Below are 24,156 nucleotides of genomic sequence, written 5' to 3' on the forward strand. Positions count from 1 at the left end.
TTTTCCTCCCGTGCCGCATCCTCTCCGCCAAAAACATTCCCAAAAGGTTCCTAACAACAACGGTCTGAATTTAGATCCGTACATTCAAGTTGATAAAGAACAAATCACTCGTAAGCGTGTGCTGTTCCACGGCATTCACTTTCATCTAGATAAAGACATTCTCACAAGCATTCAACAAGCTCAAGAAACAGGTCGCCCCCTTGAGATTTCCCACCAACTTCTAGCAGATTTGCGCTACTACGCCCTGATTGATGGCGAAAGCCGTTTACAGTCTGGACTGACCTTCTGTACCTACTATCTGCGAGGAGGTGTCGAGGAGGCACTGATGCGAAGTGTTATCTCAACTGATGGCGATATTATTCATCAGATTAAGAGCGACTGTCTAGAACGTCCCAAATTTTGCTATACGATTGCCTCAGCTCACTATTGGCTAATTGATCAATTACTAAGTCAATTGCGATTGAGGGTATTACTAAAGGTCAATCTGTTATCTTGGGCGCTATCTATACTGATTACTGCGGGAACGGTGATTCCTTATATACAGCAACTAATGCAGAGTAGTCCTTGGATGCTGTTGGCACCTGTAGTGATGTCTTGGTTCTTGCAAGTAGGTTTAAAGCGGCTACTGATGTTGTTATTACCAAGTGTTGGTCGCTGGGCTTTGCGTCAACTCCTTGCCCGTTTGCTCTCACAATCGCTCTTAGACAAAAAGATTGCCAAGGGTATTTTGGCATGGTTAGTACCTTGACAAAGCTGTCATTCATAAGATTACAGGCATTTAAATTTTGTTGTTGGAACTTATAGCGGTTCTCAATTCGAGGCAGTATCGAGTGATTTCTCCTACAAGGCTACCGTATATCCCTCTTCTGTCACTCTCCGAAATACGAAGCAACAAGAAAGCCAAACTATCCATCAGGAAAAAAAGGTTGAAATTGATTCATGGCATGAATTAATTCGTGAAAACCGAGCAATAAGTTGGTTCTAGATTGGGCAAAGACGGTGTAGAAGATTCATCAACTGTTCTCCATCTTCTAAATAAGTCACGTACTCGCTTTCACCCACCTTAATATCCTTCCCTTCCATATCCTCGCCGTACCGCTCAGCCATGACGACAATCGGTGTGCTGCTGGGGAGTTCCGCGCCTTGACGTATGCGCCGCCCCATGTTACAAAACTCGTCTATCGGCAGCTTGACTTGGTTGAGCAAAATCAGGTCAGGATGATCGCGTACACCACGCGCTATGGCGATCGCGTCTTCTTCCTCTAGCGCCATAATCACACGGTAGCCCCAGTTGTAGAGGTTTTGCTTCAGGAGTGGGCGTGTGTCGTCATCCAGTTCGATCATCAAGATTGTCGGTGGCGTATCTTTTTTCTCGTTCATTTGTTCTCCATTTGCTCTCCATTTGCTCCTCTCCAAAAATGTGACTCGCAGACTGAGGAGAAGAGAAGTATTACAGCCTGAACAGACCTAAGCCATTAGACGGGCAGGCTCAGCGAAAGTGCTTCACTTTCTGCCGCACGACACAAGGGAAGAACGATCTGATTAGCCATCTCTGTCCTTTGGTCCGAGCAAGCGATCATATTCCTCTCTGAGAACTCTAAAACATTCGCACGAAGACGCTTCCAGCGCTCGCTGGTTCAGGATTGTGACGTTACCTCGCTGGTACCGGATCAGACCCCTCTCCTGAAGCTTTTGGGCAGCTTGGGTGACACCAGCACGGCGCACACCCAGCATGTGGGAGATGAACTCATGCGTAAGCTTAAGCTCTTTCTTGTCAGTGCGGTCTTGGGCTTCGAGCAGCCAGCGTGCTAAGCGTTGGTCTAGATTATGGAGGCTGTTGCAGCCTGTTGTTTGCGAGATCTGGGCGATCAGGGCTTGGGTGCAGCGCAGCATCACGTCACGCAGCTCCTTGTTGCAGTCAAACTCCTCCAGCAGCAGTTGTGCATCCACCTTGATCGCGCTGCCAGCCATCTGCACGATATATTCTGTCTGCGTGGTCTCCCTTCCGCCCATGAAGGCATTGACACCGAGTACCTCCCTGTTGCCGATCAGACCCGCCTCAGACGTGGAGCCATCATTCATCGTGACGGTGATCGAGAGAAGGCAATCAGTAGGGAAATAGAGAGACTCGATAGTCTCACCAGGATGGTGGAGTATTATGCCCTGTTCCAGCGAAACTCGCTTCAGGTTGGGGGCAAGCTTCTTGTATAGCTCACGGGGTAGAAGGGTAAGTAGGCGGTTCCCAGTAGTCATGCGGAAAAGTCTTGAACTCGTACACGAGTAACTAAATTTTTTGCGCCAACTAATTTTTGCTACGCAAAAATTAGTTGGCGCAAACTTCATTTCTGTCACTGTGCAAAAATTTGATTGAGCCTCAATTCTATCAACGATTCCTTCCCAGACTGTTCATCATTCGCTATCGCTTCAAAATCAGGCGATGCTGGGAGTCTACGCTCAGCTTCGATAGGGTTCGTTCAGCAATTAGACATCGCTTTTAGCTGTCATGGGATTTAAGCTTACTCTGAACCAACAAGGTTGGGTGTGCGATCGCTAATTTCCAGAAAAGCGGGTAGCAAAGTTTTGCGATCGCGTTGGGGAAAGTGCCCTTGCCTTGAGGATTGCAGAGGCGAGGAAGGCATAGGACAAAACACCAACGACAGCTAAGAGCAAAGGACTAACATATCCCGTTGCATTCCATAGAGCATGAAGTGTTGCTGCACAGAGATAGCCGACACTCAGAATTCGCCAACGCTTACTCGGCTTGAGGATGCTCAACCCAATGAAATATCCCAAATAGCCACTGTATGCCATGTGCCCCACCACTGAGCCAAGAATCCGAGGAATCAACAACTGTAGTCCCAACAGTTGCCCCTCACCTGCTTGCAGGGTGACATTATTCATAATTTCCGGGACGTATTGCCCTAGCGTTTCCAACAGCGTAAACCCAACAGCCGATGCTGCCCCTAACAATATTCCATCCAGGGGTTCCCAGACACCAATCCGTTCTCGCCAAGGGGAAGAGAAAAGCATTCCCAGGAAATATGCCCCTAACACTGGCAATGCCTTGAGCAACTCTTCCATCAACCCTGCCCCAAAAAACATCCGCACAAATAATGAGGCAGCGCTAACTACTTCTCCTTCATTTGGCAGCTTTCCAGGCAAAATATCCCGGAAAATGAGGATAAATAGCGGCAGGATTGGACCAACAAGAATGAGACTGGTACACAACGCACAAGCAAGTAACACCCACAACGGTTTAGACTTGCCGCAGAGTTGGTAGACAAAGAAAAAAGCCGCTCCTGACAGATAGGTTGCCAGCAGCAGATTAAACACAGCCGATTGACCAACGGCAGCAAACATCAACACCACAAACACTACCGTGAGGATGCCTGGTATCAAGAACGCTTTCTGAGTTAAGTCACGTCCGGTTGAAGCGAGAGGAAATAGTTGGGTAAAGGTGACAGAATCAGGTTTTTGATAACTAGCCGCAGCAGCCGAGATTAGAGGAGTTTTCTTCGCTGCCGTGAGATTAGAAGGGGTTGGTGGAGGTGTGAGTGGTACAGGATTGTAGTGTGGGCACTCGAAGACAAATTGGGGTCCACCCTGACCTAACTCAATGCGATCGCCCGGTTGTAATTTATGACAACCTTTTAAGTAGTGCCCATTAATATAGGTGCCATTCGCACTACTGAGGTCGCAAATTTCCCAATGAGCTAAGCCATTTCTCAAAGAATGGAGTGGGCGAATCACAGCATGACGCCGCGAGACAATCGTGTACTGATTTGGCTCTAAGATAATTTGACAGCTAGGGTCGCGTCCAATCACCATTTCTTGCTCATCGGATAGGGCATATGGCGGCAGGAGCAACCCTACTACATTACCAGTAGATAGCTGTCGCAGAAATCCACGATAAACCTGACCTGTCATAATTGGTTGTTGGTTATCTGTTATTTGGTTTTAGTTGTGGGTTATTTGTTAACTCGCCAACCAACAACAGTTAACTCGCCAACCAAATACAAACTACTGATTTGCTCTAGCATCACGGACTGCCGCGTAGAACATTAATCCAGTCAAAGGGATGCTAGCGGCTAGGATAATCCCAGTCGTTAGCGTCCCCAACTGCGGGTTTCCCGAAGACAGCTCAAAAATCGAACCAACGGCTGCGATCGCGGCTACACAGGAACTCATCAAAAACAGACCGCTTTTCGGAGTCATCATAGTTCCTGGTTGCCTTATTCAGTGAAGGGTTTAACAGCTTGTGCAGAGAAGCCGTGCTTTTTCAGTTCCTGTGCCAAAACTAAGCCATTTTGCACACGATCTACGAACATTACCCCGTTGAGGTGATCCATTTCATGTTGTATGGCACGGGATAATAGCCCAGTCGCCTTCAGCGTTTGAGGGCGTCCGTTTTCGTCTTTGTATGCCACTTCAACTTCATCGGGACGGGTGACATCCAGGTAAACACCTGGAATACTCAGACAACCTTCCTGAGCATCACACAGAGCGCGACCAAAGCGCTTAATCACTGGGTTAATTAAGACTAATGGGTGTTTTTCTGGCTTGTCAGGCTCACAGTCAATCACAATGACTTGCTTATTAACTCCCACCTGTGGCGCAGCAAGACCAATACCATCAGCACTGTACATAGTTTGTAACATTTCTTGTGCCAACTGACGGATGCTTTGGTCAACCTTGGCAACGCGCTTGGCAGGCTGACGCAAAACGCGATCGCCTAGATAATGAAGCTCTAAAGGAGGGTTTTCTAATTTTTTCTTTTCGACAACAACTTGAGCAGTCATGGCTGAAGACTCGTGAATAAGCTAGGTTTTTGACAATTGAGTTCCTAATTACTATTTTAACAGTTCCATCCGTTTGAAATTCGGGGGATTCCCCACCAAAACAGAGCGCTTGATGCGATTATGAATGAGCAATTATTGACGCGCTTCTGGGCATAGACGTAGAGGATGTTCCAATTTCTAACTAAACTCGATTATCTCTTGCGCGAGACACTCATCGGCTTGCAGCGTGGGGGTTGGATGAATTGGGCGGCTGTGAGTACCGTCACGGTTTTATTGTTTCTCTTTGGGATGAGTGTGCAAGCGTCTTGGAGGTTAGAGGGGTTGCTCAATCAGTTCGGCAGTCAGGTAGAGGTTTCTGTGTATCTCGATCCTGGAGAACGGTTAGAAAAAGTAATACCCATCGTGCAGGAACTGCCCCAAGTGACTGAAGTCAAAATAATTTCTAAAGAACAAGCTTGGGCATCTTTAGTTCAGGAACTGGGAATATCTGATATTGCAGGTGCAACTGCACAGTTAGAAGGTAATCCACTGGTGGATGAATTGAAGGTGAAGGCAAGGAACCAAAAGGATGTCCCGACTCTTGCCCAACAACTCGCCAAGATACCAGGAATTGATGATGTTCAATATATGGATGATGCTCTGAAGCGAATGCAAGAACTCAATCAGGGTTTAGGTTGGGTGAGTCTAACAATTACCAGCCTCTTGAGCCTGACAGCGATTGGCGTAATTACAACAACGATTCGCCTAATTGTAATGGCACGGCGGCGCGAAATTGAGATTATGCAACTCGTTGGCGCAACCACAGCTTGGATTTATCTGCCGTTTATTTTGCAAGGGATTACCTTTGGTGTTGTTGGCGCTCTGATCGCTTGGTTTTTAATTACTAGTGTCTTGCAGTTTATTGCCAAGTTGCTTGCCACTAGCCCCGATTTCATCCAATTTCTCGCTGGAGGCGTACAACCCAACCCAATCCAACTACTCCTCCTGCCATTGTTGCTTCTCAGTCTTGGTGGTTCAGTCGGTTTAATGGGAAGTTTGTTTGCCGTGCGTCGATTTGCCTCGCGGTGATAAGCGAATGTATCTTCAAATTTCATTGTTGGAATTGAGTCAGTCCCCATCAACTTCTTTTTGTCACACTGCCATCACCGACATGGCTACATCCAGCAAGGCATTGTGTTCGCGTAGCGTCTCAATTAGTCGTTCTACTGCTGGTGTAATTCCAGTCAGCAATATCGTCTGACTATCCTCTCCCGTAGAGACGATTTCTGTTTGCACATCAGAGGCTTCCCAAGCAGTATCTGTACCTGAGACTCGGACTACTGCGATCGCACGGAGTTCTGGAGATGAATAATCATAGCAGTTCACTTGCTGCACGGCTGACAAGCGTTCCAAAACCCGCAACAGCATATCCTTCTTGTACTCGGTTGCCCGAAAGCTCAGGACAATCCGACCTCCATCTGTGCCTGCTAACGTTATCCCACTCCCCAAAATTGTCTCTAGTGAGACACCCCGATTCGAGAAGACTCCCGCCGCTGCTGTTAGTGCGCCTGGTTTATCTTGAGCTTTGATTACAAATACCCAGCGCTCTTCAGCCATTCTTACTCCACTCCTGAATTTTGGATTTTATGCGATCGCTTGTTTGTTTGAGCAGCAAGGCTTCATCCTCCCACAACTCGATTGGCACAACCTGAGTCCACCCCATCGGTGTGACGATAATTGGGACTCCAATAGAAGTATGGATATCGTAAAACTCGCCATCAACGCGCACCTGTCCCGACACGACAATTTCCCGTCCATCTAGGAGGCTACGCACCAAGTCCACCGTAGCGTTAGCTGTAGCAGCGAGGGTTCTTGCGCCAGACATCTGTGTGACATAAGGTTTAAGCACTACACGCAAATCGGGTGGCAAACGGTCAACATACTCAAACGCTTCACGGATCTGTTCTGAGTGGAGATAATCAAGGAGAATTTGCTTTTCCTTGCTCACTTCATCGGCAAATTGAGAAATCTGACGTTCTCTTTGCAGACGTTTGAGGGTAGCTTGCAACTCCTCCTCATCCATGCCATGAATCTGCACACTACTCCAGAGTGGCACCAAGCCTTCACCGTGTTCTCCCACAACGAACCCTTGTACCAACTGCCGTCGTACACCGATATCATTCGCAATTTCCCGCCGAAAGCGCAAGCTATCCGAGTATGCACCGATGCCAATTACCCGATGTCGTCCCAAGTAGTGACTGAAAACTTCCACGGCTAACTCTACCGGATTCGTTACAACCAAGATAATTTCATGACCATGACCATATTGCTTAATCGCCTTGGCGTAGCTATGAAATAGAGGTAAGTTGCTTTGTGCTAAGTCGTCTCGTGAACTTGCTTTACTGCTTGTCATCGTGACACCAGCACTCATCACAATCACATCACCCACAACCTCTTCTGGGTGCAAAGCGACATCCAGTTCCGGTGCAATCTCAGCGTAGGCGTCAGTTAAGTCACTACGCAGTCCATACAGAATTTGAGAACTTTTTCCTTCTGCTCTCCCAACTAACTGTAGTCGTTCAGTGGGAGAAAGCACTCGAAAGTCCAGTAACTGGGCAACGATTTCACGCCCACAGCCTCCACTAGCGCCAATGATGGAAACGTCCATTTTGCTTGGTTGCCCTCTCGTTCTTTTTTAGGATGGTGATTGAGCCAGTGCAATGAGATTTTAAGCCTGCACCGTTCTTGTAGAAGTTTGTCTTGAGCAAAAAGGTGGCAGGTTAGGTTATCGATTCAATTGCGTTGTTCAACGTCTACTCCCTTCCCTCTGTAAGATTACCTATTGCAAATCCTGTCCCCTTCCTCAATCACCCGTCCCCAGTCCCCCGTCGTTATTGGTATTCTTCTGCCGGGAAGGGAGTAAGTTCACCTTCTTACTCTTCCCTGGTCGGTGATTCAGTGGCAAAGTAACTATAAACGTTGTGCCAAGGTTCTCTTCACTCTCTACAGCGATTTCTCCTCCCTGCGCGATCGCACACTCTTTTGCAATCAACAATCCCAAACCGCTTCCTGGAACTTTGCCTACATTACTACCCCGGTGAAACGCTTGAAACAAAAACTTTTGATCTTGTTGAGGAATGCCAATTCCTGAATCTTGAATGTGAAAAACTACTTGTCCTTTTTCACAAGTTATGCTTAGGCTTATCTCACTACCTTTAGGTGAATACTTAATCGCATTGAGTAGTAAATTTTTGAGGATGCGCCGTAGCAATTTTTCATCCCAGATACCTGAGGCTTGATACTCATTAATCAAAGTAACTTTGTGTTCTTTTCCCTCATCCTCTTGTAACTCAGCAATCAACCTACGGCAAAATTCATTTAAATCAACTAAAGATGGATTCACCCCTATTGTTCCAGCTTCTATTTTCCCCATCAAAAGGAGGTCATCCAATAGTTGATTTATCCGTCTGACGTTTACTTTTATATGCTGGAGATAAGTACGCTTTTTCTCTTCAGTTCCTTTGCGAGTATTATTTTCGATTAAGTCAGCACAAGCAAAAATAGTATTGAGTGGGTTGCGTAGTTCATGGGTAGTGACATAGAAAAATCTAGATTTAAGCTTACTAAATTCCTCGCCTTTTGCTTGTGCCTCAGTCGTTGTCAAGACTGAGTGTTTGTACTCTGTGACATCCGTTAGCATATATGTTGCAAAAGTCGGTTCTTCCCCAATTCCTTGCACCAAAGAAACCGTAAACCGCCCCCAATACAATGCTCCATCTTGATTGAGAAAGCGCTTTTCTAGCTGGTAAGAGTGGCGCTGTCCAGCTATCAGTTGTTGGAATGTCACTAACTCTACACCGGATTGATCTAAACCCATCAATTCCCGCAAAACCACTGGCAATTCTTGGGCAGTACAACCCAGAATAGTTTGTAGTGTACAGTTGCTCTTGATGACGTGACCGTGCTTATCTAGAAGTGCCATACCAACCGCAGCGTTCTCGAACATGGCGCGGAACAAGGGTTCACTCAGTGACACAGCAGAAGAGGTGATGTCGCTTCTTCCCCTTGACTCAACCGCAGACGGAACACAAACCGTTGTTGCTCCTCGGTTTTCATCCGTAAAGTCTTGCATCCGCCAGAGCAAGCTTACTACTTGATTTTGCAAATCCTGTACAGGTGTAACTGTGAATGAGGCGATAAAGTCAGCTTGGTGCCTATGCTGAATGGGAACAAGCCAATTTTTGATTGACTCGCCTCTAGAAAGCTGATTTAACTGCGAGTAGAAGTTATGACGTTCTTCAGCCGCCACAAAAACAGCAAGGGGTTTGCCAACAAGACTAACAGAAGGAACTTTGAGCAACTCTACAGCGGCTTGATTGGCTTCAAGAATTACCCCTTCTTTGGTCGTTATTAGATAGCCATCTGGAACAAGTTCAAATAGTTGTTGATAGCGCTGACGTTCAGCTTCTATTTCCCTGTTAATTTGAGCTAATTCATCATTTTGTTGCTGGAGTTCCTCAACAACAACTCGCAACTCTTCTAGAGAAAAGGTAAGTTCTTCTAAACTCTCCCAAAGTAGTTCTTGTGGCTGAGTTGGCAGGTCATCTGTTTGTCGCCATCCCTCCGGGGGGGATTTTGGCAAATTATCTGCCCGTTGCCACAGTTCTTCAAGGCGCCGCAAGGACAGAGTAATCTGTTCGTCAAAAATCTTATTGGTCATAGGTAGAACGCCTCAGATTCTTTTGAGAGTGTAGTAGATGCTGTTAGTAACTTAGAAACCTTTTTTTGAGCTTCTGCCTAAGCGTCAGCGAACTGTTGCTTGTCGGTATTTGTTAAGTCTAAGTCGGATTAACGTTATCCTAATCTGAAAATAGCAGGTGAGGCAGGGAGAAAACTTTTAATTGTTTATTAATTACCTGGGTTGCCAATTGAGTCGTGCAGGGGAAGATTTCAGGAGAGTGTTGTGAGTGATGAGCAAGATTTGGCATTTGAGACGTTACTCAACTATCTCAAGCAGTCTTGGAGGATCGATTTTACAGGTTATAAACGTCCGACACTGATGCGCCTGATGAAAAAGCGGATGCAGCGAGTTGAGATTGGCTCGTATAGCGATTACCAAGACTATCTGGAAGCTAATAGCGTTGAAGTCGATTACCTACTCGATGCACTGTTACTCAATGTGACGACTTTCTTTCGCGATCCGCAGGCTTGGGAATACATAGCCAATGAGATAGTCCCACGGATTCTTGAAGCTAAGCCAAACAATGAACTAATCCGAGTCTGGAGTGCTGGCTGCGCCTCTGGTGAAGAAGCCTACACGATCGCAATTATCCTTGCCGAAGCGTTAGGAGAAGAGGAATTCCGAAGACGGGTGAAAATCTACGCGACCGATTTAGATGAAGAAGCGGTTGCCCATGGTCGTCTTGCTACCTATAGTAGTCGAGAATTGCGAGATGTTCCCGACGAACTGATCAATAAGTACTTCGACCAATCGAAAACTGTTTGTACCTTCCGTAGTGACTTGCGGCGCGATGTGATTTTTGGTCGCCACAATTTGGTTCAAGACCCTCCGATTAGTCGTCTGGATTTGCTGATCTGCCGCAATACTCTAATGTATTTCAATGCAGAAACACAGGCACGAGTCCTCGCCCGCTTCCACTTTGCCCTCAATGACACTGGTTTTCTCTTTGTAGGCAAAGCGGAGATGCTACTAACCTACACTAATCTCTTTACGCCATTTAAGCTTAAGTATCGGATTTTTGCGAAACTGCCGAAGGGGAAGTTACGCGATCGCCTTTTAGCAATCGCCGACGCAGCTAATACAGAAGTTGGTCATCATTAAGAGTAAAAAGTAGGCGTTTGTAGGATATCGAAGAACCCTAAGATTGACGACTCTTGCCAATTCCCCATTCCCAATTCCCAATTGTCACGAACCACAGTAAACAATTAAGTCAATTTCCACATCACCCAAACCAGCAAGACCGACAACGCCAATTGTTGTCCGACTGGGCAAGTGACCTGCTTCAAAGTAAGTTGGATAAATTTCATTAACTGTCTCTATATAGCGCAAGTCAGTAATAAAAATCCGTGCCATAACTACCTGATTCAACGTAGCTCCAGCGTGTTCCAAGACTAACTTCAAGTTGTCCATCACCCGCCTCACTTGTTGGTCTATTAGACCCGCTACTATTTCACCCGATTCGGGATCTTCTGACAATTGCCCCGTAACAAACAAAAAATCACCCGCTCTCACCGCATGGGGAAAAGGACCAGCAGGAGGAAGGGCGTTATTTGGCAAAGTAATATATTCAATCACGCTATTACCTCTTGTACAGGGGAGTGGAGAAGACTGGCAATAGAATCTTACAGTGGAAAGGGAGTAAATTCAGTCCATGACGCAGGCATCTCTATCCTGGCGTTACCCGCTTCTGATATTTAGGTGATTTCTGAAAAACAAATTACCAGATAAGCGAAGATGCTCCTATACAATGGCGAGTTAAGGAGCAAGTCTTTGGAGCTATCGATGCAGGAGAATCGCCTTAGTCCATCTCAAATAGAGGTTCTGCGGTTAGCTGCCTCCAAAATGCGTGGAGCACAACGACGCCACTTTCAGGCGGAAATAGCATTGAAATACTGTTGTTGCCTAAATGGGACATCCTCATTCGCCCCGCCTGATGGGTAAGTTCTTTAGTGGAAATCACCTTAAGCGCTCTGAAGTTCAAGTGATGGGTAATCAATGTAACCCCGCTCATCCCCACCGTAGAAGGTTGAGCGATCTGGGGTGTTCAATGGAGCATTGAGCGCAAAGCGTTCTGGCAAGTCAGGATTGGCGATGAACAGTCTGCCATAAGCCACTAAATCTGCATCCCCAGCCGCTATAACTGCATTTCCTTGTTCACGATCATAGCCACCAGCGGAGATGATAGTTCCTGTAAAGATTGGACGGAAGTACCGCGCCGCTAAACCGACTTCTTTGTCATTGAGGTTACCAATATCTTTAGCCCACCGCTTGAGAGCATCTGCATCAGCTCTTGGTTCTACGAGATGAAGATAAGCTAGTCCGAAGCGATTAAGGGCAGATGCTACATAGCTAAATAATGCGGCTGGATTCGAGTCATACATACTATTAAATGTACCCGTGGGCGAGAGGCGCACTCCCACACGTTCCGCTCCCCAAACGCTTGTCACGGCTTCAGTGACTTCCAACAGGAGTCGAGCGCGATTTTCAATGGAACCGCCATATTGATCGGTGCGCTGATTCGAGCCATCTTGGAGAAACTGATCCAATAAATAACCGTTGGCACTGTGAATCTCTACGCCGTCAAACCCAGCGGCTAGAGCGTTTTCTGCTCCTTGACGGTATTGTTCAACAATTCCCGGAATCTCATCTGTCTCCAATGCACGGGGTGTTACAAAAGGTTGTTGCCCTTCATACGTTGATGCTTCACCCTCAGGTGCGATCGCACTTGGTGCAACGGGTAGCGCACCATCCGGTTGTAACGAAGGGTGCGAAATCCGCCCAACGTGCCATAGTTGCAGGAAAATTCGTCCTCCACGCTCATGCACGGCGTTAGTCACTAATCGCCAGCCTTCCACTTGTTCTTGTGAGTAAATTCCTGGAGTGCTAGGATATCCCAAACCTTGCGGTGAGACTTGAGAGGCTTCGGTGATAATCAATCCAGCCGATGCGCGTTGAGCATAATAATTAGCATTCAGCGCTCCTGGGACGTTTCCTGCTCTTGCACGATTACGAGTTAATGGTGCCATCACAAGGCGATTGCGAAGCTCATAGGGACCAACTTTAACAGGCGATAGCAAATTAACTTCGTTACTCATGGGTTGAATCTCCATATTGTTTAATCTTGAGGGAAATAGAACAGGACTTACGCAAATCCACCCTTGAAACACCATTTGTCGGGGCGCACAGCTGTGCGCCCCTACCAGATATGGCGCTTGTGCGTAAGTCCTAAGAAGAAAGGGAGAGATAAAGCCTTTTCATATTGAGTTGGACACTCTCCCTTTCTGGAGTAAATCGGCTACATGACTATGTACAGCTAGTTAGGAACAATGTTGCCGAAATCGAGAATTAAGCGGCTTTCTCAGAGGTTGTCAAGTATTGCTCATCCAGCGCATTCAGCTTGTCAACCAACACAGCGAATGGCGCTACACCCACAACCTGATCCACCACTCGTCCATCCTTGAAAAACAGCAGTGTCGGAACGGCTTGGATGCCGTAGTTTGTCGCCACAGCGTCATTTTCGTCAATATTCAACTTGCCAACCTTGGCACGTCCGGCAAAATCAGCGGCAAGTTCTTCAATCATTGGCCCAACCATCCGACAGGGGCCACACCAAGGTGCCCAGAAATCTACAAGAACTGGCTGTGCGCTTTCTAATACCTCGCTTTGGAAGTTATCAGTAGTCAGTTTGATCGATTTGGTATTGTCTGACATCGTTAAAACTCTCCTGTATACCGAGCTTCATGTATCGCTGGTAGTGCCAAAGTCGATAGGGTTGCTAGACTCTGACTCTGAACACCATCAGTCCTCGGTTGATTAAGTGGTTAAACAACCACTTAAGTAAAAGATAAAGAATTTTTAGGAGAAAGTCAAGTAGTCATTTAACCATTTCAGCAGGAGGTCGAAGTTTATGAGACAATAGAGGAACAATTTATTAACAGTGTTATACTTACAACTTTATCAAATACTTATTTAAGTACTTAACTTAACAATTCCAAATACGCAACCTCTGACCATGACTGAGAAAAGTGATAATACAAGAGCGATGCCTCTGCCTGTTGCCCCTCAAGACGACAGCCTTATCCGGGCGAAAATTTTTGCCGCGTTGTCTGACCCAACACGACTACGGATTGTGGAGTTGCTTGCACAAGAAGAGGAGATGAGTGGCACAGACATTGCTAATAAATTAGAGATTAGCTTGGCTCTGTTTTGCCATCATTCAAAGGCACTCGCTGAGGCAGGGTTAATCAGGCAGCGCAAAGATGGGCAGACGAAGTACAACTCGCTCAACTGCGATTTACTGAATGCCTGCCTCAAAAGTTTGACGAATAAAGGTGAGTAGAACGTGGGGAGGACGACTCCCTTCATTGCTGAGGGTTGTCAATCAACAGCTTAGGAAGAAAGTCACTAACTTAAGCGAAAAATAATCATTTGTAGAAAAACCCAGATTGGGGGGCTTCCCCCCAAACCCCCCATTGGGGGACAAGCGTCTCCCCCAAACCCCCCGCGCAAAGGTTGGTTGGTTGTGACTGAATTTTTTAAGTCAATGCCATTCAGCTTAGGAACTTGAGTGACTAGAGTCTGGTAAGACGCTCATTTGCTCTAGGTCTAGCACTTGTGCCAAGTCCTCTGGACTCATAAGTTCTCGCTCTAGAACAATCTGTCGCAGGGATTTTCCAGTTAGGAGAGATTCTTTAGCAACAGCCGCTGCGTTGAGATAGCCGATGTGGGGATTGAGGGCGGTGACGAGAGCAAGGCTACCTTCTGCATAGCTTAAACAGCGATCTCTATTGGCAGTGATTCCCTCAATACAGCGATTCGTCAAGGCTGTGATTGTGTTACCTAAAATTTCAATGCTGTGAATCAGGTTATAGGCAATCAGAGGCATCATAACATTAAGTTCCAGTTGTCCGGCTTGAGCAGCAAGTACGATCGCACTGTCGTAGCCCATCACCTGGAAGCAGACCATTGAAGTCATTTCTGCCATTACCGGATTATATTTACCGGGCATAATTGATGAACCGGGCTGTACTGGTGGTAGCTGAATTTCCTTAAAGCCTGTTTTTGGTCCCGAATCCATCAGCCGTAAGTCATGGGAAATCTTCACGCAATCTTGCGCTAAGTTCCGTAAGCTACCGGAAACACTGACAAAGGGTGCCATACTTTGCATCGCTGCCATCAAGTGCGGTGCAGGTTTCAGGGGTTGACCAATCAGTTCAGCGAGAATTTGGGCGACAAGCGAACTATATTGAGGATGCGTGTTTAGCCCTGTACCTGCCGCACTGCCACCCAAACCCAGCACCATCAAGTCTTCGGAGGCTCTTTCGATCCGATGGATATGATCCGAGAGGATTTGCGCCCAAGCCCGAAAGTTTTCCCCCAAGCGCACAGGTACAGCGTCTTGAAGATGGGTTCTACCCGATCTCACCACATCTTGAAATTCCGAAGCCTTATTATCTAGGGCAGCAATCGCACTGGATAAAGCTGGATAAAGGGTATGTTCTAGGGCGAGTAATGCACCTATCCGAATCGCCGTTGGAATCACATCATTGGTAGACTGACCATAATTTACGTGATCGTTGGGGCTGACGCGCTTGTAGTTCCCCTTCTCATCCCCCAAGATTTCTAGCGCCCGATTGCTGAGGACTTCGTTGACATTCATGTGGTGCGAAGTACCCGCCCCAGCTTGATAGACATCGACGACAAATTGTTCGCGAAACTTGCCATTGAGGACTTCATCCGCCGCTTGGACAATAGCACGGCTAATATCTTGGGGAATACAGCCAAGTTGACCATTTGCGATCGCAGTGGCTTTTTTAATCAGTACACAGGCATCTACATAAGTGGGTATTGGCTTGATGCCACTGATTGGAAAATTTTCGATTGCCCGCAGTGTTTGAATCCCGTAGTAAGCGTCATCTGGGATTTGTAGTTCTCCCATTGAATCGCGTTCTATCCGGTAGCCTAAGCCAGTTAGTTCAGTCATATGTGTTATTGAGATTGGGCATTAGCATTGAGTATATATAATGTGCCAATTTTGGAACCCAATCCCCAAGTTTAAGTAACACACAAGCCTTGAATAAGCGATCGCTCCTTCATTGAGTTATGCGATCGCTTTATATCTGGATACTATTCAGCCGTAAATTACAACAGCCAGCTTTTCGTTGCAAAATCAGCAGGCTTATCGGCTTCTTTTTGAACAGGTCTTAGAGGTTGCTGATATCTTGGAGTGTGTTCCTGTTCCTTAATGACAGAAACTTTCTGTTCCTTAAGTGCAGTAGATTTCTGCTCCTTAATGGGTTCGTTTCCTTTTTTTAGACTATTGATTTCCTGGGTCAGCTTGTCATTAGCTTCTGCCAGTTGGAGAGCTGCTTTTTTAGCTTGCTCAAATTCTTTTCTTAGCGGCTCTAATTTCTCTACCTCTTTTTCGAGCTTATGGACTAATCTTTTCTGATGTTGTAAATCAGATTGCAAATCAGTAATTTGTTGTTCTAGAGCGCCTTCTTTTTTATAGGCTTCCTCTAAAGCATTTTTTAAATCAACAAATTTTTCTTCTTGATGTTGTGCTTCTTTCAAAGCGGTTTTTAACTCGGCTATTGTTGCTTCTAAGTCAGCTTTAGTAGCGCTTGCGCGTCTGGCACTAGGGTTATTTTGGGTATTCATGGGTGATTCCTCTCCTAATTGGGCATTCTGCTCTTGAAGTTCATCATCGGTGTTTTCTTGAACGGTTTTACTTTCTTGTTTAGAAGATTTTTTTACCTCTTCGTGCAGCAAGTCCGTTAAACTTTTTTTAGCCATAGTTGCTCTCCCAATCACGCTGTAATTCATCAACGACACGGCGGTAATCTGCTTTCGCTTCGTGAGCATTCTCACCTCGCAACTGACTGATTGGTATACCCTCCAGTGCAGCTCGTTCGTGTGCTTTGTAAGTCCTTATAAAAGTTTGGAATGCAGGAATTCCTAGTTCTCTAAGGGTGTTTTGAGCCTCTAGTGCTTCTCTGGTACGGCGAGAATCTACCCGTGTTAGCAGCACTCGATGATTTGTCCCTACAGGAGCGATCGCTTTTTGTACTGTCTCAATTAGGACGGCTAAATCCATTGGTGCGGGTGGCGTGGGCAAAACTAGGTAATCTGCGATCGCAATCACTGCTGCTAATGCTTCTGAGTTCAGTGCTGGCGCTGTATCCACCACAGCTAGCTCGTACCCTTCAATTTTCTTGCGTAAACGACTCAAGACAGTTGGATCTGTCTCTTGAATAAGATCAAAACCTATCTGTTTTTCCCCACGCTTTGCCCACCAAGAAAAACTTCCTTGAGTATCCGTATCTACAGCTAAGACTTTGTATTTCTCTGCAAAGATACCCGATAAAGCCATAACTGTTGTGGTCTTCCCAACCCCACCTTTTCCATTAGCCACAACAACTATCTTGGGAGACAATGACATTTAAAATGTTCCTTTCTTATCAGCAATCGTTGCTGTCTGATTTCTTGACACAGTTGTCTTACCATTAAAAATCGTGATTAGCCTTGACCCGGAAATTTCTTGAACTGAGGAAATCAAGTTTAACATTTTTCTGGTTTACGTAGCCGATATTTCGCAAGCAAGCTATTGATGCAAGCCTGGTCATTCACCTTTGCATAACTTCAAATCTCTAAACGAGACTTCTTAGCACTTAAACTAATTTTCCTTTACGACACCGAAATCCTAATAAACGCCAGTAGGTTCTCCCTATTGGTGAGAATGTGGTCTCAATCAGCAAATTTAAGCGATTGTTCAGTGCCTGTAGTGATAACTATCAATCAGACTCAAGATTATCTTACTATAGATGTCCTTGCGCTCGCTCTCCTTTTACTTTCCTAACTTATAAAGACGATTCAAGAAAACTCAATCTTGATTTTGCTCATCAAGATGCCTGACTGCCCATTCGTGCATTGAATCAATAATTGGCTTAAGACTCTCTCCTAAAGGTGTTAAAGAGTATTCTACTTTTGGGGGAACCTGCAAATAAACCTCCCGATGAATGATGCCGTCTTCCTCCATCTCCCGTAACTGTTGAGTAAGCATCTTTTGGGTAATGCCGTTCAAAGCTCGATGTAGCTGACCAAAACGCTTCAGACCTGGAAATAGCTCCCGAAGAATCAAGACTTTCCAACGACCGCCAATTACCTCCAAGGTTCTCTCAACTGGGCAACTTGCTCTTTGGGTATCTACGACTTTGGCTTCCATAGTATCTTTTTAGGTACTACCTTACTTTAAAGTGCATACTTTCCATAATAGCTTTACTAACGTTAAAGTTTAAATATACAAAAAACACACAAAAGGTTGGTCTAAGCGACTGCAAATACACTGCCACTCCTCCCTATTGCGACGGTAGCCACAGCAAACTTTAGGTAAGACATTAGCTGCAAGAACCGACAAAACACTCACTCGCAAAGAGTCTGTCTAGAAAAGAATTACATCAAACAGGAGGCAACAATGCTGACAATTAGAAAGGCAGAAGATCGCGGACACGCTAATCATGGTTGGCTAGATAGTTACCACACATTTTCTTTCGCCAATTATTACGACCCCAAGCACATGGAATTTCGCGCTTTGCGAGTGATTAATGAAGACCGTGTTATTGGTGGTGCTGGTTTTGGTACCCATGGACATCGTGACATGGAAATCATTACCTATGTACTAGAAGGGTCGCTAGAACACAAGGACAGCCTCGGTACTGGCTCAGTAATTCAGCCCGGTGATGTACAGCGCATGAGTGCTGGAACAGGAATTCGACATAGTGAGTTTAATCACTCGGAAACTGAATCTGTACACTTCTTGCAAATCTGGCTATTGCCAAAAACAGAAGGTATTCGCCCAAGCTACGAGCAGCGCAATTTTGAGTTGGCAAAAAGTCCAGGTAAACTGCGGTTAGTTGCGGCACCCGATGCAAGGGAGGGTGCGCTTACTGTCCATCAGGATGTGGATTTGTATGCGGCGGTTCTGGAACCAGGCGATCGCATTTCCCATACTCTACAACCTCAGCGTCATGCCTGGATTCAGGTTGCTCGTGGTGCCGTTACTCTCAATGGTTTACCTCTCGACAAGGGCGATGGAGTAGCGATTAGTGACGAAACAAATCTTGTGATTGAAGCGACAACTGATGCAGAAATTCTACTGTTCGATATGGCATAATCCCTGTGTCTTGGTATTAGCTCGTAGGTTGTAGGTTGTAGGTTGTAGGTTGTAGGTTGTAGGTTGTAGGGAAAAGCTATGGCGCTGTCCTTGGAAAGATTAGGGTTTTGGGGAGATTCAAACAAGAGCAAGGCATACCTGTAAACCTACCACCTAATACCTGCCAAGGTGACAGGTAGGCGCTGCAAGGAAAAGGAAAGGATACAAACAAACCTAAACTCAAGGCATCTGAAGATGCCTTGAGTTTAGGTTTGAGTATATATACTTAGGGGATTTGTTCATCCTGAGCAGTTTGTCCTGTGAGGACTTGATAAAACTGCCTCAATCCGAAGAGGAAAGTTTCCGGAATTGATTTTCCTTCTTTTGATTAGATGAACATACCCATTTAGAGGTACGTGCACTTTGTCAAATAGTTGTTACGATTATTAATACAAAGCGTAACAACTCACAGATACCTCGCCCTCACTTAATCAGGGCGGCTGTGACTCAAAAACACATTATCTCCATCTAGTTATTTTAGGAGTGAACACATGTCAGGCCCTATTGAACTATCTCTGGAACAAAAATTCAGCATCCGCTCGTTTGAAACTCAGGTTCAGAAAATGAGCCGTGAGCAAGCTCAGGAATTTCTAATCAAGCTCTATGAGCAAATGATGATGCGCGAAACTATGTACAAAGAGTTCCTCAAGCACGAGTGGGGACTAGGCTCAAATCCACAGTTTGAGTCGTAGTAGCCCTATCTGTAGTGGGCGACCTCCGTCTCTTGCTCGGTTCCACGCCTGGAAAGGAGCTGGGGATGTCGGGGCGTCAACTCTACCAAATGCGCTAACCTACTTGGAAAATTTCAACTCAGTCTATTCTCAGAATTCTTTGGTAAACAGTGCCATTTGCGAGACAGGCACTCCAACTAAAATGCTGAGTGTTCAACGAAGGAGCGTCTGACTTTTACACTTAGACGCAGTCAAATAAAACCTTGGCTCACAAACCTCTTCAAGTTAAGTCAAGCATCACTAAAAACTGTATTTATCACCACGAAAATTTTCAGGAAGCAATACACTAAACTCTTTGAGAGAAGCAAGAGGGCGATTAAAGATGGTACGGTTATAAAAAAGCCATCTTCTGTGTATATGTTTCATTGTTGCCTAATCTGCACCGATTTCTCTGATGGTTTGTATCGGCTTGTAGACTTTGTACCCGCCTTAGCAGCTAGTGGCATGAAGCAGATTATCTTCTTGCATAGTGTTCCTCTGTGGGAAGAAGGGGGTATCCCACGCATAGACGATGAAGCGATTGAGAAGGCACGAGATCGCCTCCAACAAAGTCTCAAAAGTGTACCTGATGGAGTAGACATTAAGATCGAGGTGCCATCAGGTCGTCCAATAGACACGATTCCAAAAGCGGCAAAAACTCATCAGGTAGATGTTGTGATTACAGGAATGCCGCTCCGAAGTTTATTGCAAGAAAAGCTATTTGGTAGCACGACAGCAGGCTTGGTGAGAGCTTGTACAACACCTGTTCTCATCCTACGACCTCAACTCATTTCTACTTACACTTGCGAAGAGTTAGATTTGCGGTGTCAGCATCTGTTCCGGTATTTGCTCATTCCCTATAACGGAAGCAATGCCTCCAAATATCTCGTGCAAAAGATTAAAGACTACGCCCAAAATCGACCAGATAGCTCACTCGAACAGTGTTTGCTCATGTGGGTGGTTGATGAAGGAGGACGTCGCGGAGTTCCCAGAGATTATCAGCTAAGAGAGGCGCAAGAGCAGCTAGAACCAGTTAAAGCAGAGTTGGAACAACTGGGATTGCAAGTCAACACAGAGGTGCGACTGGGAAATCCTTATGAAGAGATTTTGGACGCAGCTTTAGAGTTTGACATCAGCGCGATCGCGATGGCATCTGATAATCTAGGGAAACTGATTGAGTTCCCTGTGCGTAGCTTTGCTGGCGAATTGATGCGCCGTAGCTGGCACCCGATTCTGTTCTTTCCGCCTCAACGATAGTGAGGGAGATGGGCTAGAGCTGATTTGATCCAAAGCTGACCGCTCTTAAGCTGACTGCTGATTGCTATAAAATGCTCAACCTCTGGGATATTGCGGCGATTGATCAACACGCTCACAACCTGCTGACTCCCTCAGCGGCAGCGGGTTATCCCTATCCAGCTTCCTTTACCGAAGGCAATGACGCAGAGATTGTTAATAATCATGCACGTCACAGCTTGTTCTACCGCCGGAGTTTACGGGAGATTGCTCAGTTGTTGGAGTGTGAACCAGAGGAAGAGGCAATTCTCCAACGTCGCACGCAACTCGGCATTGAAAAGCTTACACAGCAATGTTTTAGTGCATCCAAACTTGAGGCAATTTTTCTCGATGATGGCTTTCTCGCCGATGAGATTCTGCCTGTGGAATGGCATCAGCAATTTGTTCCTGTACAGCGCATCCTACGCTTGGAATATTTGGCGCAGAACTTGATGAATGAGGTGGAGGACTTTGGTTGTTTCCTGGAACGATTCCGAAGTGAGATTGACCCACCACCAAAAGGAGTCGTTGCTTTCAAAAGTATTGTTGCTTACCGTACTGGTTTAAATATTCAACTGACACTACAGGAAGAAGCGGAACATAGTTTCTATACACTCAAGCAAGAGGCTCAAGATAAACCACTGCGGCTTGCTGATAAGCCTTTGATTGATTTTTTAATTACGCAAGCCTTAGAAATTGCGGCAAAATACCGATTACCCGTACAGTTTCATACGGGGTTTGGTGACCCTGACCTCGACTTACGGCTGGGTAATCCTTTATATATGCGATCGCTTTTAGAAGACAAACGCTTTCGTAATGCACCCATCGTACTATTGCACGCCTCCTATCCCTATGCTCAAGAAGCTGGCTATCTAGCGTCTGTGTATCCTCAGGTCTATCTCGACTGTGGGTTAGCTGTGCCATTCCTGAGTGTTGCTGGAATGCGCTCAGTGGTGCAACAGTTGTTAGAACTTGCTCCAACGAGTAAACTGATGTACTCCTCCGATGCTCACAATATTCCAGAATTGTATTATTTAGGGGCAAAATGGGGACGTGAAGTGCTGGGACAGGTGTTAGATGAGGCGATTAAAAATTCAGACCTCACTGCCAAAGAAGCCGAGTCCGTCGCAACAGCAATTTTGTCTGAAAATGCCCGCGCCCTTCATCAGATCAAGTAAAGAATAATAAAAATCCCCCAATCTCCAATCTTCAATTCCTCACTCCCCTTCACCATTGAGGCTGTGCAGCAATTAACGCTTCAGCTTGTACGGCATCGACTGGCTTAGAAAAGAAGTAGCCTTGTCCAAATTCGCATCCCAGTTCCCGCAGTTTTGCCAACTGTGCTGCGGTTTCAATTCCTTCGGCTGTAACATCCAAACCTAAATTGTGGGCAAGTGTAACAATGGCTCTGACAATTTTGTAGGAACAAGTATTATGGTTACCCTCACTACCAACATCCATACACCTGATAAAAGACTGGTCAATTTTCAAGGTGTTAATTGGAAAGCGATACAACCGACTCAAGGACGAGTAGCCTGTACCGAAGTCATCAATACCCAGTTGAACGCCCAACGCTCTTAGATGCTCTAGGATAGCGATAGGTGTCTGACGCATGGTCTGAACTTCGTTGCGTTTTGCGATCGCTAACGCTAAGGCTAATGCCTGTTTGTCCTCTGCTGTACCGAATAATTCTCCTGACTCGGTTATGGCTTCACTTTCGCCAACCAGTTCTAAGGATTCAGTATTTTCCATAATCGCGCTTTCAGTAATCTCTAGCTTCAAGCTTTGGCGTTCTAACCGTGTCTCACGGAGAATTTGATCGATCTTCTCACTCAAATTCGGTTGGACAAACTGTCTGCCAGAGAGATTCACGCTAATTGTTAAAGGGGTCTGGTGAGGAAATTTCTGCTGCCATTGGTTCGCTTTTTCACAAGCCTCACGCAGCACCCACTCACCGATTGGAATAATCAGTCCAGTTTCTTCTGCTACTGGGATAAACTCAGCCGGAGACACTAAACCGCGTGTCGGATGCTGCCATCGTACTAGCGCCTCAAACCCACTAATTTGACCTGTCGCTAAGGAGACAATCGGCTGGTAATGTAGTCGCAACTCCTGGCGAGGGATTGCTCGTCGCAAGTCTGTTTCCAATTGCAAACGCTTTACGGCGTGCCGATGCATGGTTTTGTTAAAGACAATGTAGCGCGCCTTTCCTAATGCCTTTGCCCGGTACATCGCAATGTCGGCATCTCGTAGAATATCCTCACTTGCCTCATATCCCAGCATACTTAGGGCAATGCCAATACTCGCCGTTGTCATCACTTCCTGCCCTTCCAACTGCAACGGTTCTCGCAGTAAGGCTTGCAGTCGGTCTGCGATGCTGGAGACATTAGCGATATCGCTTATGTTTTCCAGCAAGATAGCAAACTCATCGCCGCCAATCCGGGCAACCATGTCGCTGGGTTGTACTGAGGCTTTTAGACGGTTTGCGATCGCAACCAGCATTTTGTCCCCAGCTTTGTAACCCAGACTATCGTTAATCACCTTAAATCGGTCAAGATCCAAAAACAGCACTGCAAATAATGAATCCTGACTTAGTTGCGATCCCGAAGTACCGACACGTTCAACAGGTTGCTCAATACACTGGCGTACCTGGTTTACAAAAGAAGTTCGGTTGGGCAAGCTTGTTAAGGCATCATGAAGTGCCTCATAGCGTAATTTTGCCTCCATCTGCTTTCGCTGAGTAATATCTCGTTGAATTGCTAAATAATGAGTAATCTGATTCGCTGAATTCCGAATCGGTTCAATATGCCACTCGTTGTAAAATTCTGTCCCATCTTTGCGGTAGTTAATCCCCTCGCCATAAAATATTTTTTCTTCTCTGAGATTTTGCCGCAATCGATCTAAAACCGCACGATCCGTTTTTGGTCCTTGCAAAATCCGTGGTGATTGACCGAGAACTTCCTGGGCTGTGTAGCCTGTCATCTTAGTAAAAGCTCGGTTAACAAAGAGAATTTCTGGACCTGGAAACGTCATTTCTGTAGAGGTAATCAAAATTGAATCTTCAGCGTGTTCAACCGCCGCCGCTAGTAGCCGCAGTTGCTCCTCCGCTTTCGCCATACCTTTAGGTCTGACTGTCTCTGTGTCAGTAAAGCTTTCTGTATCAATTGCCGTATTTAGCTGCAACTGGGTGTCATGTCGATGGTTTTGTAACGGCACAAATCTATTACAAGCACAATCGGAACTCGCGTATTTTTTACGTTCTCGTGGCATAGCTGCGGTTCTTTGAGGATGGGAGAATGGTTGTAGTAAATGCTTGAGTAGATGCTTTAGGCGTTACATCAAGTTGGTTGTATTACTGTTCCCCTAGCTAGATTCTGTCTCACCCTTTAACGCCTATTCAGTTGTTAAGTCTAATAGAAAAATCGCTAATTCCGGTTACAAAGC

Annotated in this window: 24 protein-coding genes and 1 pseudogene; 8 read left to right on the forward strand and 17 right to left on the reverse strand. The window is 45.9% G+C overall.

Features of this window, described 5'->3' with window-relative positions; genetic code table 11:
• Window positions 1-10: 10 nt before the first annotated feature.
• A complete protein-coding gene (locus AC5JL3_RS32805) occupies window positions 11-748 on the forward strand; it encodes a hypothetical protein (protein WP_496078446.1) in 738 nt (245 codons plus the stop codon).
• A 233-nt stretch (window positions 749-981) separates the two neighbouring features.
• On the opposite strand, the gene AC5JL3_RS32810 is transcribed toward AC5JL3_RS32805, so the two are convergent.
• From AC5JL3_RS32810 to def, 5 genes are all read right to left on the reverse strand, one after another.
• On the reverse strand, window positions 982-1,380 hold the full coding sequence (locus AC5JL3_RS32810) for a PleD family two-component system response regulator (protein WP_496078447.1): 399 nt from the start codon (window positions 1,378-1,380) through the stop codon (window positions 982-984).
• Window positions 1,381-1,542: 162 nt separating this feature from the next.
• Window positions 1,543-2,082, reverse strand: a complete 540-nt coding sequence (locus AC5JL3_RS32815) for a Crp/Fnr family transcriptional regulator (protein ID WP_496078448.1) — start codon at window positions 2,080-2,082, stop codon at window positions 1,543-1,545.
• Between the two features lie 468 nt (window positions 2,083-2,550).
• Window positions 2,551-3,927 carry a PrsW family glutamic-type intramembrane protease gene (locus AC5JL3_RS32820; protein ID WP_496078449.1) on the reverse strand — a complete coding sequence of 459 codons (1,377 nt, stop codon included), beginning with the start codon at window positions 3,925-3,927 and terminating at the stop codon, window positions 2,551-2,553.
• 93 nt (window positions 3,928-4,020) lie between these two features.
• Complete coding sequence (locus AC5JL3_RS32825) at window positions 4,021-4,218, reverse strand: hypothetical protein (RefSeq protein WP_199348312.1); 198 nt, start codon at window positions 4,216-4,218, stop codon at window positions 4,021-4,023.
• A gap of 14 nt (window positions 4,219-4,232) precedes the next feature.
• Entirely contained in the window at window positions 4,233-4,799 is a 567-nt protein-coding gene (def, locus tag AC5JL3_RS32830; protein ID WP_496078450.1) for a peptide deformylase, read from the reverse strand.
• Window positions 4,800-4,964: 165 nt separating this feature from the next.
• On the opposite strand from def, the gene AC5JL3_RS32835 reads away from it, so the two are divergent.
• A complete protein-coding gene (locus AC5JL3_RS32835; RefSeq protein ID WP_496078451.1) occupies window positions 4,965-5,867 on the forward strand; it encodes a cell division protein FtsX in 903 nt (300 codons plus the stop codon).
• A 63-nt stretch (window positions 5,868-5,930) separates the two neighbouring features.
• Here AC5JL3_RS32835 and AC5JL3_RS32840 read toward each other — a convergent pair whose 3' ends face one another.
• The 3 genes from AC5JL3_RS32840 to AC5JL3_RS32850 all read right to left on the reverse strand — a co-directional run bounded on the left by AC5JL3_RS32840 (window position 5,931) and on the right by AC5JL3_RS32850 (window position 9,498).
• Window positions 5,931-6,395, reverse strand: coding sequence for a hypothetical protein (locus AC5JL3_RS32840; RefSeq protein ID WP_496078452.1), 465 nt, complete (start codon window positions 6,393-6,395; stop codon window positions 5,931-5,933).
• On the reverse strand, window positions 6,388-7,446 hold the full coding sequence (locus AC5JL3_RS32845) for a malate dehydrogenase (protein ID WP_192217713.1): 1,059 nt from the start codon (window positions 7,444-7,446) through the stop codon (window positions 6,388-6,390). The genes AC5JL3_RS32840 and AC5JL3_RS32845 overlap by 8 nt, the downstream gene beginning before the upstream one ends.
• Before the next feature lie 195 nt (window positions 7,447-7,641).
• Complete coding sequence (locus tag AC5JL3_RS32850) at window positions 7,642-9,498, reverse strand: sensor histidine kinase (RefSeq protein WP_496078453.1); 1,857 nt, start codon at window positions 9,496-9,498, stop codon at window positions 7,642-7,644.
• Between the two features lie 243 nt (window positions 9,499-9,741).
• On the opposite strand from AC5JL3_RS32850, the gene AC5JL3_RS32855 reads away from it, so the two are divergent.
• Window positions 9,742-10,620, forward strand: coding sequence for a CheR family methyltransferase (locus AC5JL3_RS32855; RefSeq protein ID WP_496078454.1), 879 nt, complete (start codon window positions 9,742-9,744; stop codon window positions 10,618-10,620).
• An 84-nt stretch (window positions 10,621-10,704) separates the two neighbouring features.
• On the opposite strand, the gene AC5JL3_RS32860 is transcribed toward AC5JL3_RS32855, so the two are convergent.
• From AC5JL3_RS32860 to trxA, 3 genes are all read right to left on the reverse strand, one after another.
• On the reverse strand, window positions 10,705-11,094 hold the full coding sequence (locus AC5JL3_RS32860; RefSeq protein ID WP_496078455.1) for a RidA family protein: 390 nt from the start codon (window positions 11,092-11,094) through the stop codon (window positions 10,705-10,707).
• A 386-nt stretch (window positions 11,095-11,480) separates the two neighbouring features.
• Window positions 11,481-12,614, reverse strand: a complete 1,134-nt coding sequence (locus AC5JL3_RS32865; RefSeq protein WP_496078456.1) for an alkene reductase — start codon at window positions 12,612-12,614, stop codon at window positions 11,481-11,483.
• 250 nt (window positions 12,615-12,864) lie between these two features.
• Window positions 12,865-13,230: a thioredoxin gene (gene trxA / locus AC5JL3_RS32870; RefSeq protein WP_496078457.1), complete on the reverse strand. Its 366-nt coding sequence runs from the start codon at window positions 13,228-13,230 to the stop codon at window positions 12,865-12,867.
• A 301-nt stretch (window positions 13,231-13,531) separates the two neighbouring features.
• Between trxA and AC5JL3_RS32875 the strand changes: the two genes are divergently transcribed.
• Window positions 13,532-13,858 (forward strand): ArsR/SmtB family transcription factor, encoded by a 327-nt coding sequence (locus tag AC5JL3_RS32875; protein WP_496078458.1) that lies wholly within the window; start codon window positions 13,532-13,534, stop codon window positions 13,856-13,858.
• A gap of 216 nt (window positions 13,859-14,074) precedes the next feature.
• On the opposite strand, the gene AC5JL3_RS32880 is transcribed toward AC5JL3_RS32875, so the two are convergent.
• The 4 genes from AC5JL3_RS32880 to AC5JL3_RS32895 form a co-directional block, all read right to left on the reverse strand.
• Window positions 14,075-15,502, reverse strand: a complete 1,428-nt coding sequence (locus AC5JL3_RS32880; protein ID WP_496078459.1) for an aspartate ammonia-lyase — start codon at window positions 15,500-15,502, stop codon at window positions 14,075-14,077.
• Window positions 15,503-15,660: 158 nt separating this feature from the next.
• Window positions 15,661-16,314 (reverse strand): hypothetical protein, encoded by a 654-nt coding sequence (locus tag AC5JL3_RS32885; protein ID WP_496078460.1) that lies wholly within the window; start codon window positions 16,312-16,314, stop codon window positions 15,661-15,663.
• A complete protein-coding gene (locus tag AC5JL3_RS32890; RefSeq protein WP_496078461.1) occupies window positions 16,307-16,960 on the reverse strand; it encodes a ParA family protein in 654 nt (217 codons plus the stop codon). Before AC5JL3_RS32890 ends, AC5JL3_RS32885 begins: the two co-directional genes overlap by 8 nt.
• A gap of 441 nt (window positions 16,961-17,401) precedes the next feature.
• The gene (locus AC5JL3_RS32895; protein ID WP_192217704.1) at window positions 17,402-17,743 is read right to left on the reverse strand and encodes a winged helix-turn-helix transcriptional regulator; all 342 of its coding nucleotides are present in this window, start codon (window positions 17,741-17,743) and stop codon (window positions 17,402-17,404) included.
• 249 nt (window positions 17,744-17,992) lie between these two features.
• On the opposite strand from AC5JL3_RS32895, the gene AC5JL3_RS32900 reads away from it, so the two are divergent.
• The 4 genes from AC5JL3_RS32900 (at window position 17,993) to AC5JL3_RS32915 (ending at window position 21,890) form a co-directional block, all read left to right on the forward strand.
• Window positions 17,993-18,691 carry a pirin family protein gene (locus AC5JL3_RS32900; RefSeq protein WP_496078462.1) on the forward strand — a complete coding sequence of 233 codons (699 nt, stop codon included), beginning with the start codon at window positions 17,993-17,995 and terminating at the stop codon, window positions 18,689-18,691.
• Window positions 18,692-19,221: 530 nt separating this feature from the next.
• Window positions 19,222-19,422, forward strand: coding sequence for an NblA/ycf18 family protein (locus AC5JL3_RS32905; protein ID WP_496078463.1), 201 nt, complete (start codon window positions 19,222-19,224; stop codon window positions 19,420-19,422).
• Between the two features lie 396 nt (window positions 19,423-19,818).
• Complete coding sequence (locus AC5JL3_RS32910; RefSeq protein ID WP_496078464.1) at window positions 19,819-20,697, forward strand: universal stress protein; 879 nt, start codon at window positions 19,819-19,821, stop codon at window positions 20,695-20,697.
• 71 nt (window positions 20,698-20,768) lie between these two features.
• On the forward strand, window positions 20,769-21,890 hold the full coding sequence (locus AC5JL3_RS32915) for an amidohydrolase family protein (protein WP_496078465.1): 1,122 nt from the start codon (window positions 20,769-20,771) through the stop codon (window positions 21,888-21,890).
• A 49-nt stretch (window positions 21,891-21,939) separates the two neighbouring features.
• Here AC5JL3_RS32915 and AC5JL3_RS32920 read toward each other — a convergent pair whose 3' ends face one another.
• Both AC5JL3_RS32920 and AC5JL3_RS32925 read right to left on the reverse strand, forming a co-directional pair.
• Window positions 21,940-23,439 carry a putative bifunctional diguanylate cyclase/phosphodiesterase gene (locus AC5JL3_RS32920; protein ID WP_496078482.1) on the reverse strand — a complete coding sequence of 500 codons (1,500 nt, stop codon included), beginning with the start codon at window positions 23,437-23,439 and terminating at the stop codon, window positions 21,940-21,942.
• Window positions 23,437-23,982: pseudogene (locus AC5JL3_RS32925) on the reverse strand (PAS domain-containing protein); the annotation flags it as partial. The gene AC5JL3_RS32920 and the pseudogene AC5JL3_RS32925, both read right to left, overlap by 3 nt.
• Window positions 23,983-24,156: the final 174 nt, after the last annotated feature.

The sequence above is a fragment of the Symplocastrum torsivum genome, from assembly GCF_059505465.1.

Bases quoted from the DNA above. Each gene is read 5' to 3' on its own strand.
- AC5JL3_RS32810 (WP_496078447.1), bottom strand. From the start codon at position 1,380: ATGAACGAGAAAAAAGATACGCCACCGACAATCTTGATGATCGAACTG.
- AC5JL3_RS32815 (WP_496078448.1), bottom strand. From the start codon at position 2,082: ATGAATGATGGCTCCACGTCTGAGGCGGGTCTGATCGGCAACAGGGAG.
- AC5JL3_RS32820 (WP_496078449.1), bottom strand. From the start codon at position 3,927: ATGACAGGTCAGGTTTATCGTGGATTTCTGCGACAGCTATCTACTGGT.
- AC5JL3_RS32825 (WP_199348312.1), bottom strand. From the start codon at position 4,218: ATGATGACTCCGAAAAGCGGTCTGTTTTTGATGAGTTCCTGTGTAGCC.
- def (WP_496078450.1), bottom strand. From the start codon at position 4,799: ATGACTGCTCAAGTTGTTGTCGAAAAGAAAAAATTAGAAAACCCTCCT.
- AC5JL3_RS32835 (WP_496078451.1), top strand. From the start codon at position 4,965: ATGTTCCAATTTCTAACTAAACTCGATTATCTCTTGCGCGAGACACTC.
- AC5JL3_RS32840 (WP_496078452.1), bottom strand. From the start codon at position 6,395: ATGGCTGAAGAGCGCTGGGTATTTGTAATCAAAGCTCAAGATAAACCA.
- AC5JL3_RS32845 (WP_192217713.1), bottom strand. From the start codon at position 7,446: ATGGACGTTTCCATCATTGGCGCTAGTGGAGGCTGTGGGCGTGAAATC.
- AC5JL3_RS32850 (WP_496078453.1), bottom strand. From the start codon at position 9,498: ATGACCAATAAGATTTTTGACGAACAGATTACTCTGTCCTTGCGGCGC.
- AC5JL3_RS32865 (WP_496078456.1), bottom strand. From the start codon at position 12,614: ATGAGTAACGAAGTTAATTTGCTATCGCCTGTTAAAGTTGGTCCCTAT.
- trxA (WP_496078457.1), bottom strand. From the start codon at position 13,230: ATGTCAGACAATACCAAATCGATCAAACTGACTACTGATAACTTCCAA.
- AC5JL3_RS32875 (WP_496078458.1), top strand. From the start codon at position 13,532: ATGACTGAGAAAAGTGATAATACAAGAGCGATGCCTCTGCCTGTTGCC.
- AC5JL3_RS32880 (WP_496078459.1), bottom strand. From the start codon at position 15,502: ATGACTGAACTAACTGGCTTAGGCTACCGGATAGAACGCGATTCAATG.
- AC5JL3_RS32885 (WP_496078460.1), bottom strand. From the start codon at position 16,314: ATGGCTAAAAAAAGTTTAACGGACTTGCTGCACGAAGAGGTAAAAAAA.
- AC5JL3_RS32890 (WP_496078461.1), bottom strand. From the start codon at position 16,960: ATGTCATTGTCTCCCAAGATAGTTGTTGTGGCTAATGGAAAAGGTGGG.
- AC5JL3_RS32895 (WP_192217704.1), bottom strand. From the start codon at position 17,743: ATGGAAGCCAAAGTCGTAGATACCCAAAGAGCAAGTTGCCCAGTTGAG.
- AC5JL3_RS32900 (WP_496078462.1), top strand. From the start codon at position 17,993: ATGCTGACAATTAGAAAGGCAGAAGATCGCGGACACGCTAATCATGGT.
- AC5JL3_RS32905 (WP_496078463.1), top strand. From the start codon at position 19,222: ATGTCAGGCCCTATTGAACTATCTCTGGAACAAAAATTCAGCATCCGC.
- AC5JL3_RS32910 (WP_496078464.1), top strand. From the start codon at position 19,819: ATGTTTCATTGTTGCCTAATCTGCACCGATTTCTCTGATGGTTTGTAT.
- AC5JL3_RS32915 (WP_496078465.1), top strand. From the start codon at position 20,769: ATGCTCAACCTCTGGGATATTGCGGCGATTGATCAACACGCTCACAAC.
- AC5JL3_RS32920 (WP_496078482.1), bottom strand. From the start codon at position 23,439: ATGGAGGCAAAATTACGCTATGAGGCACTTCATGATGCCTTAACAAGC.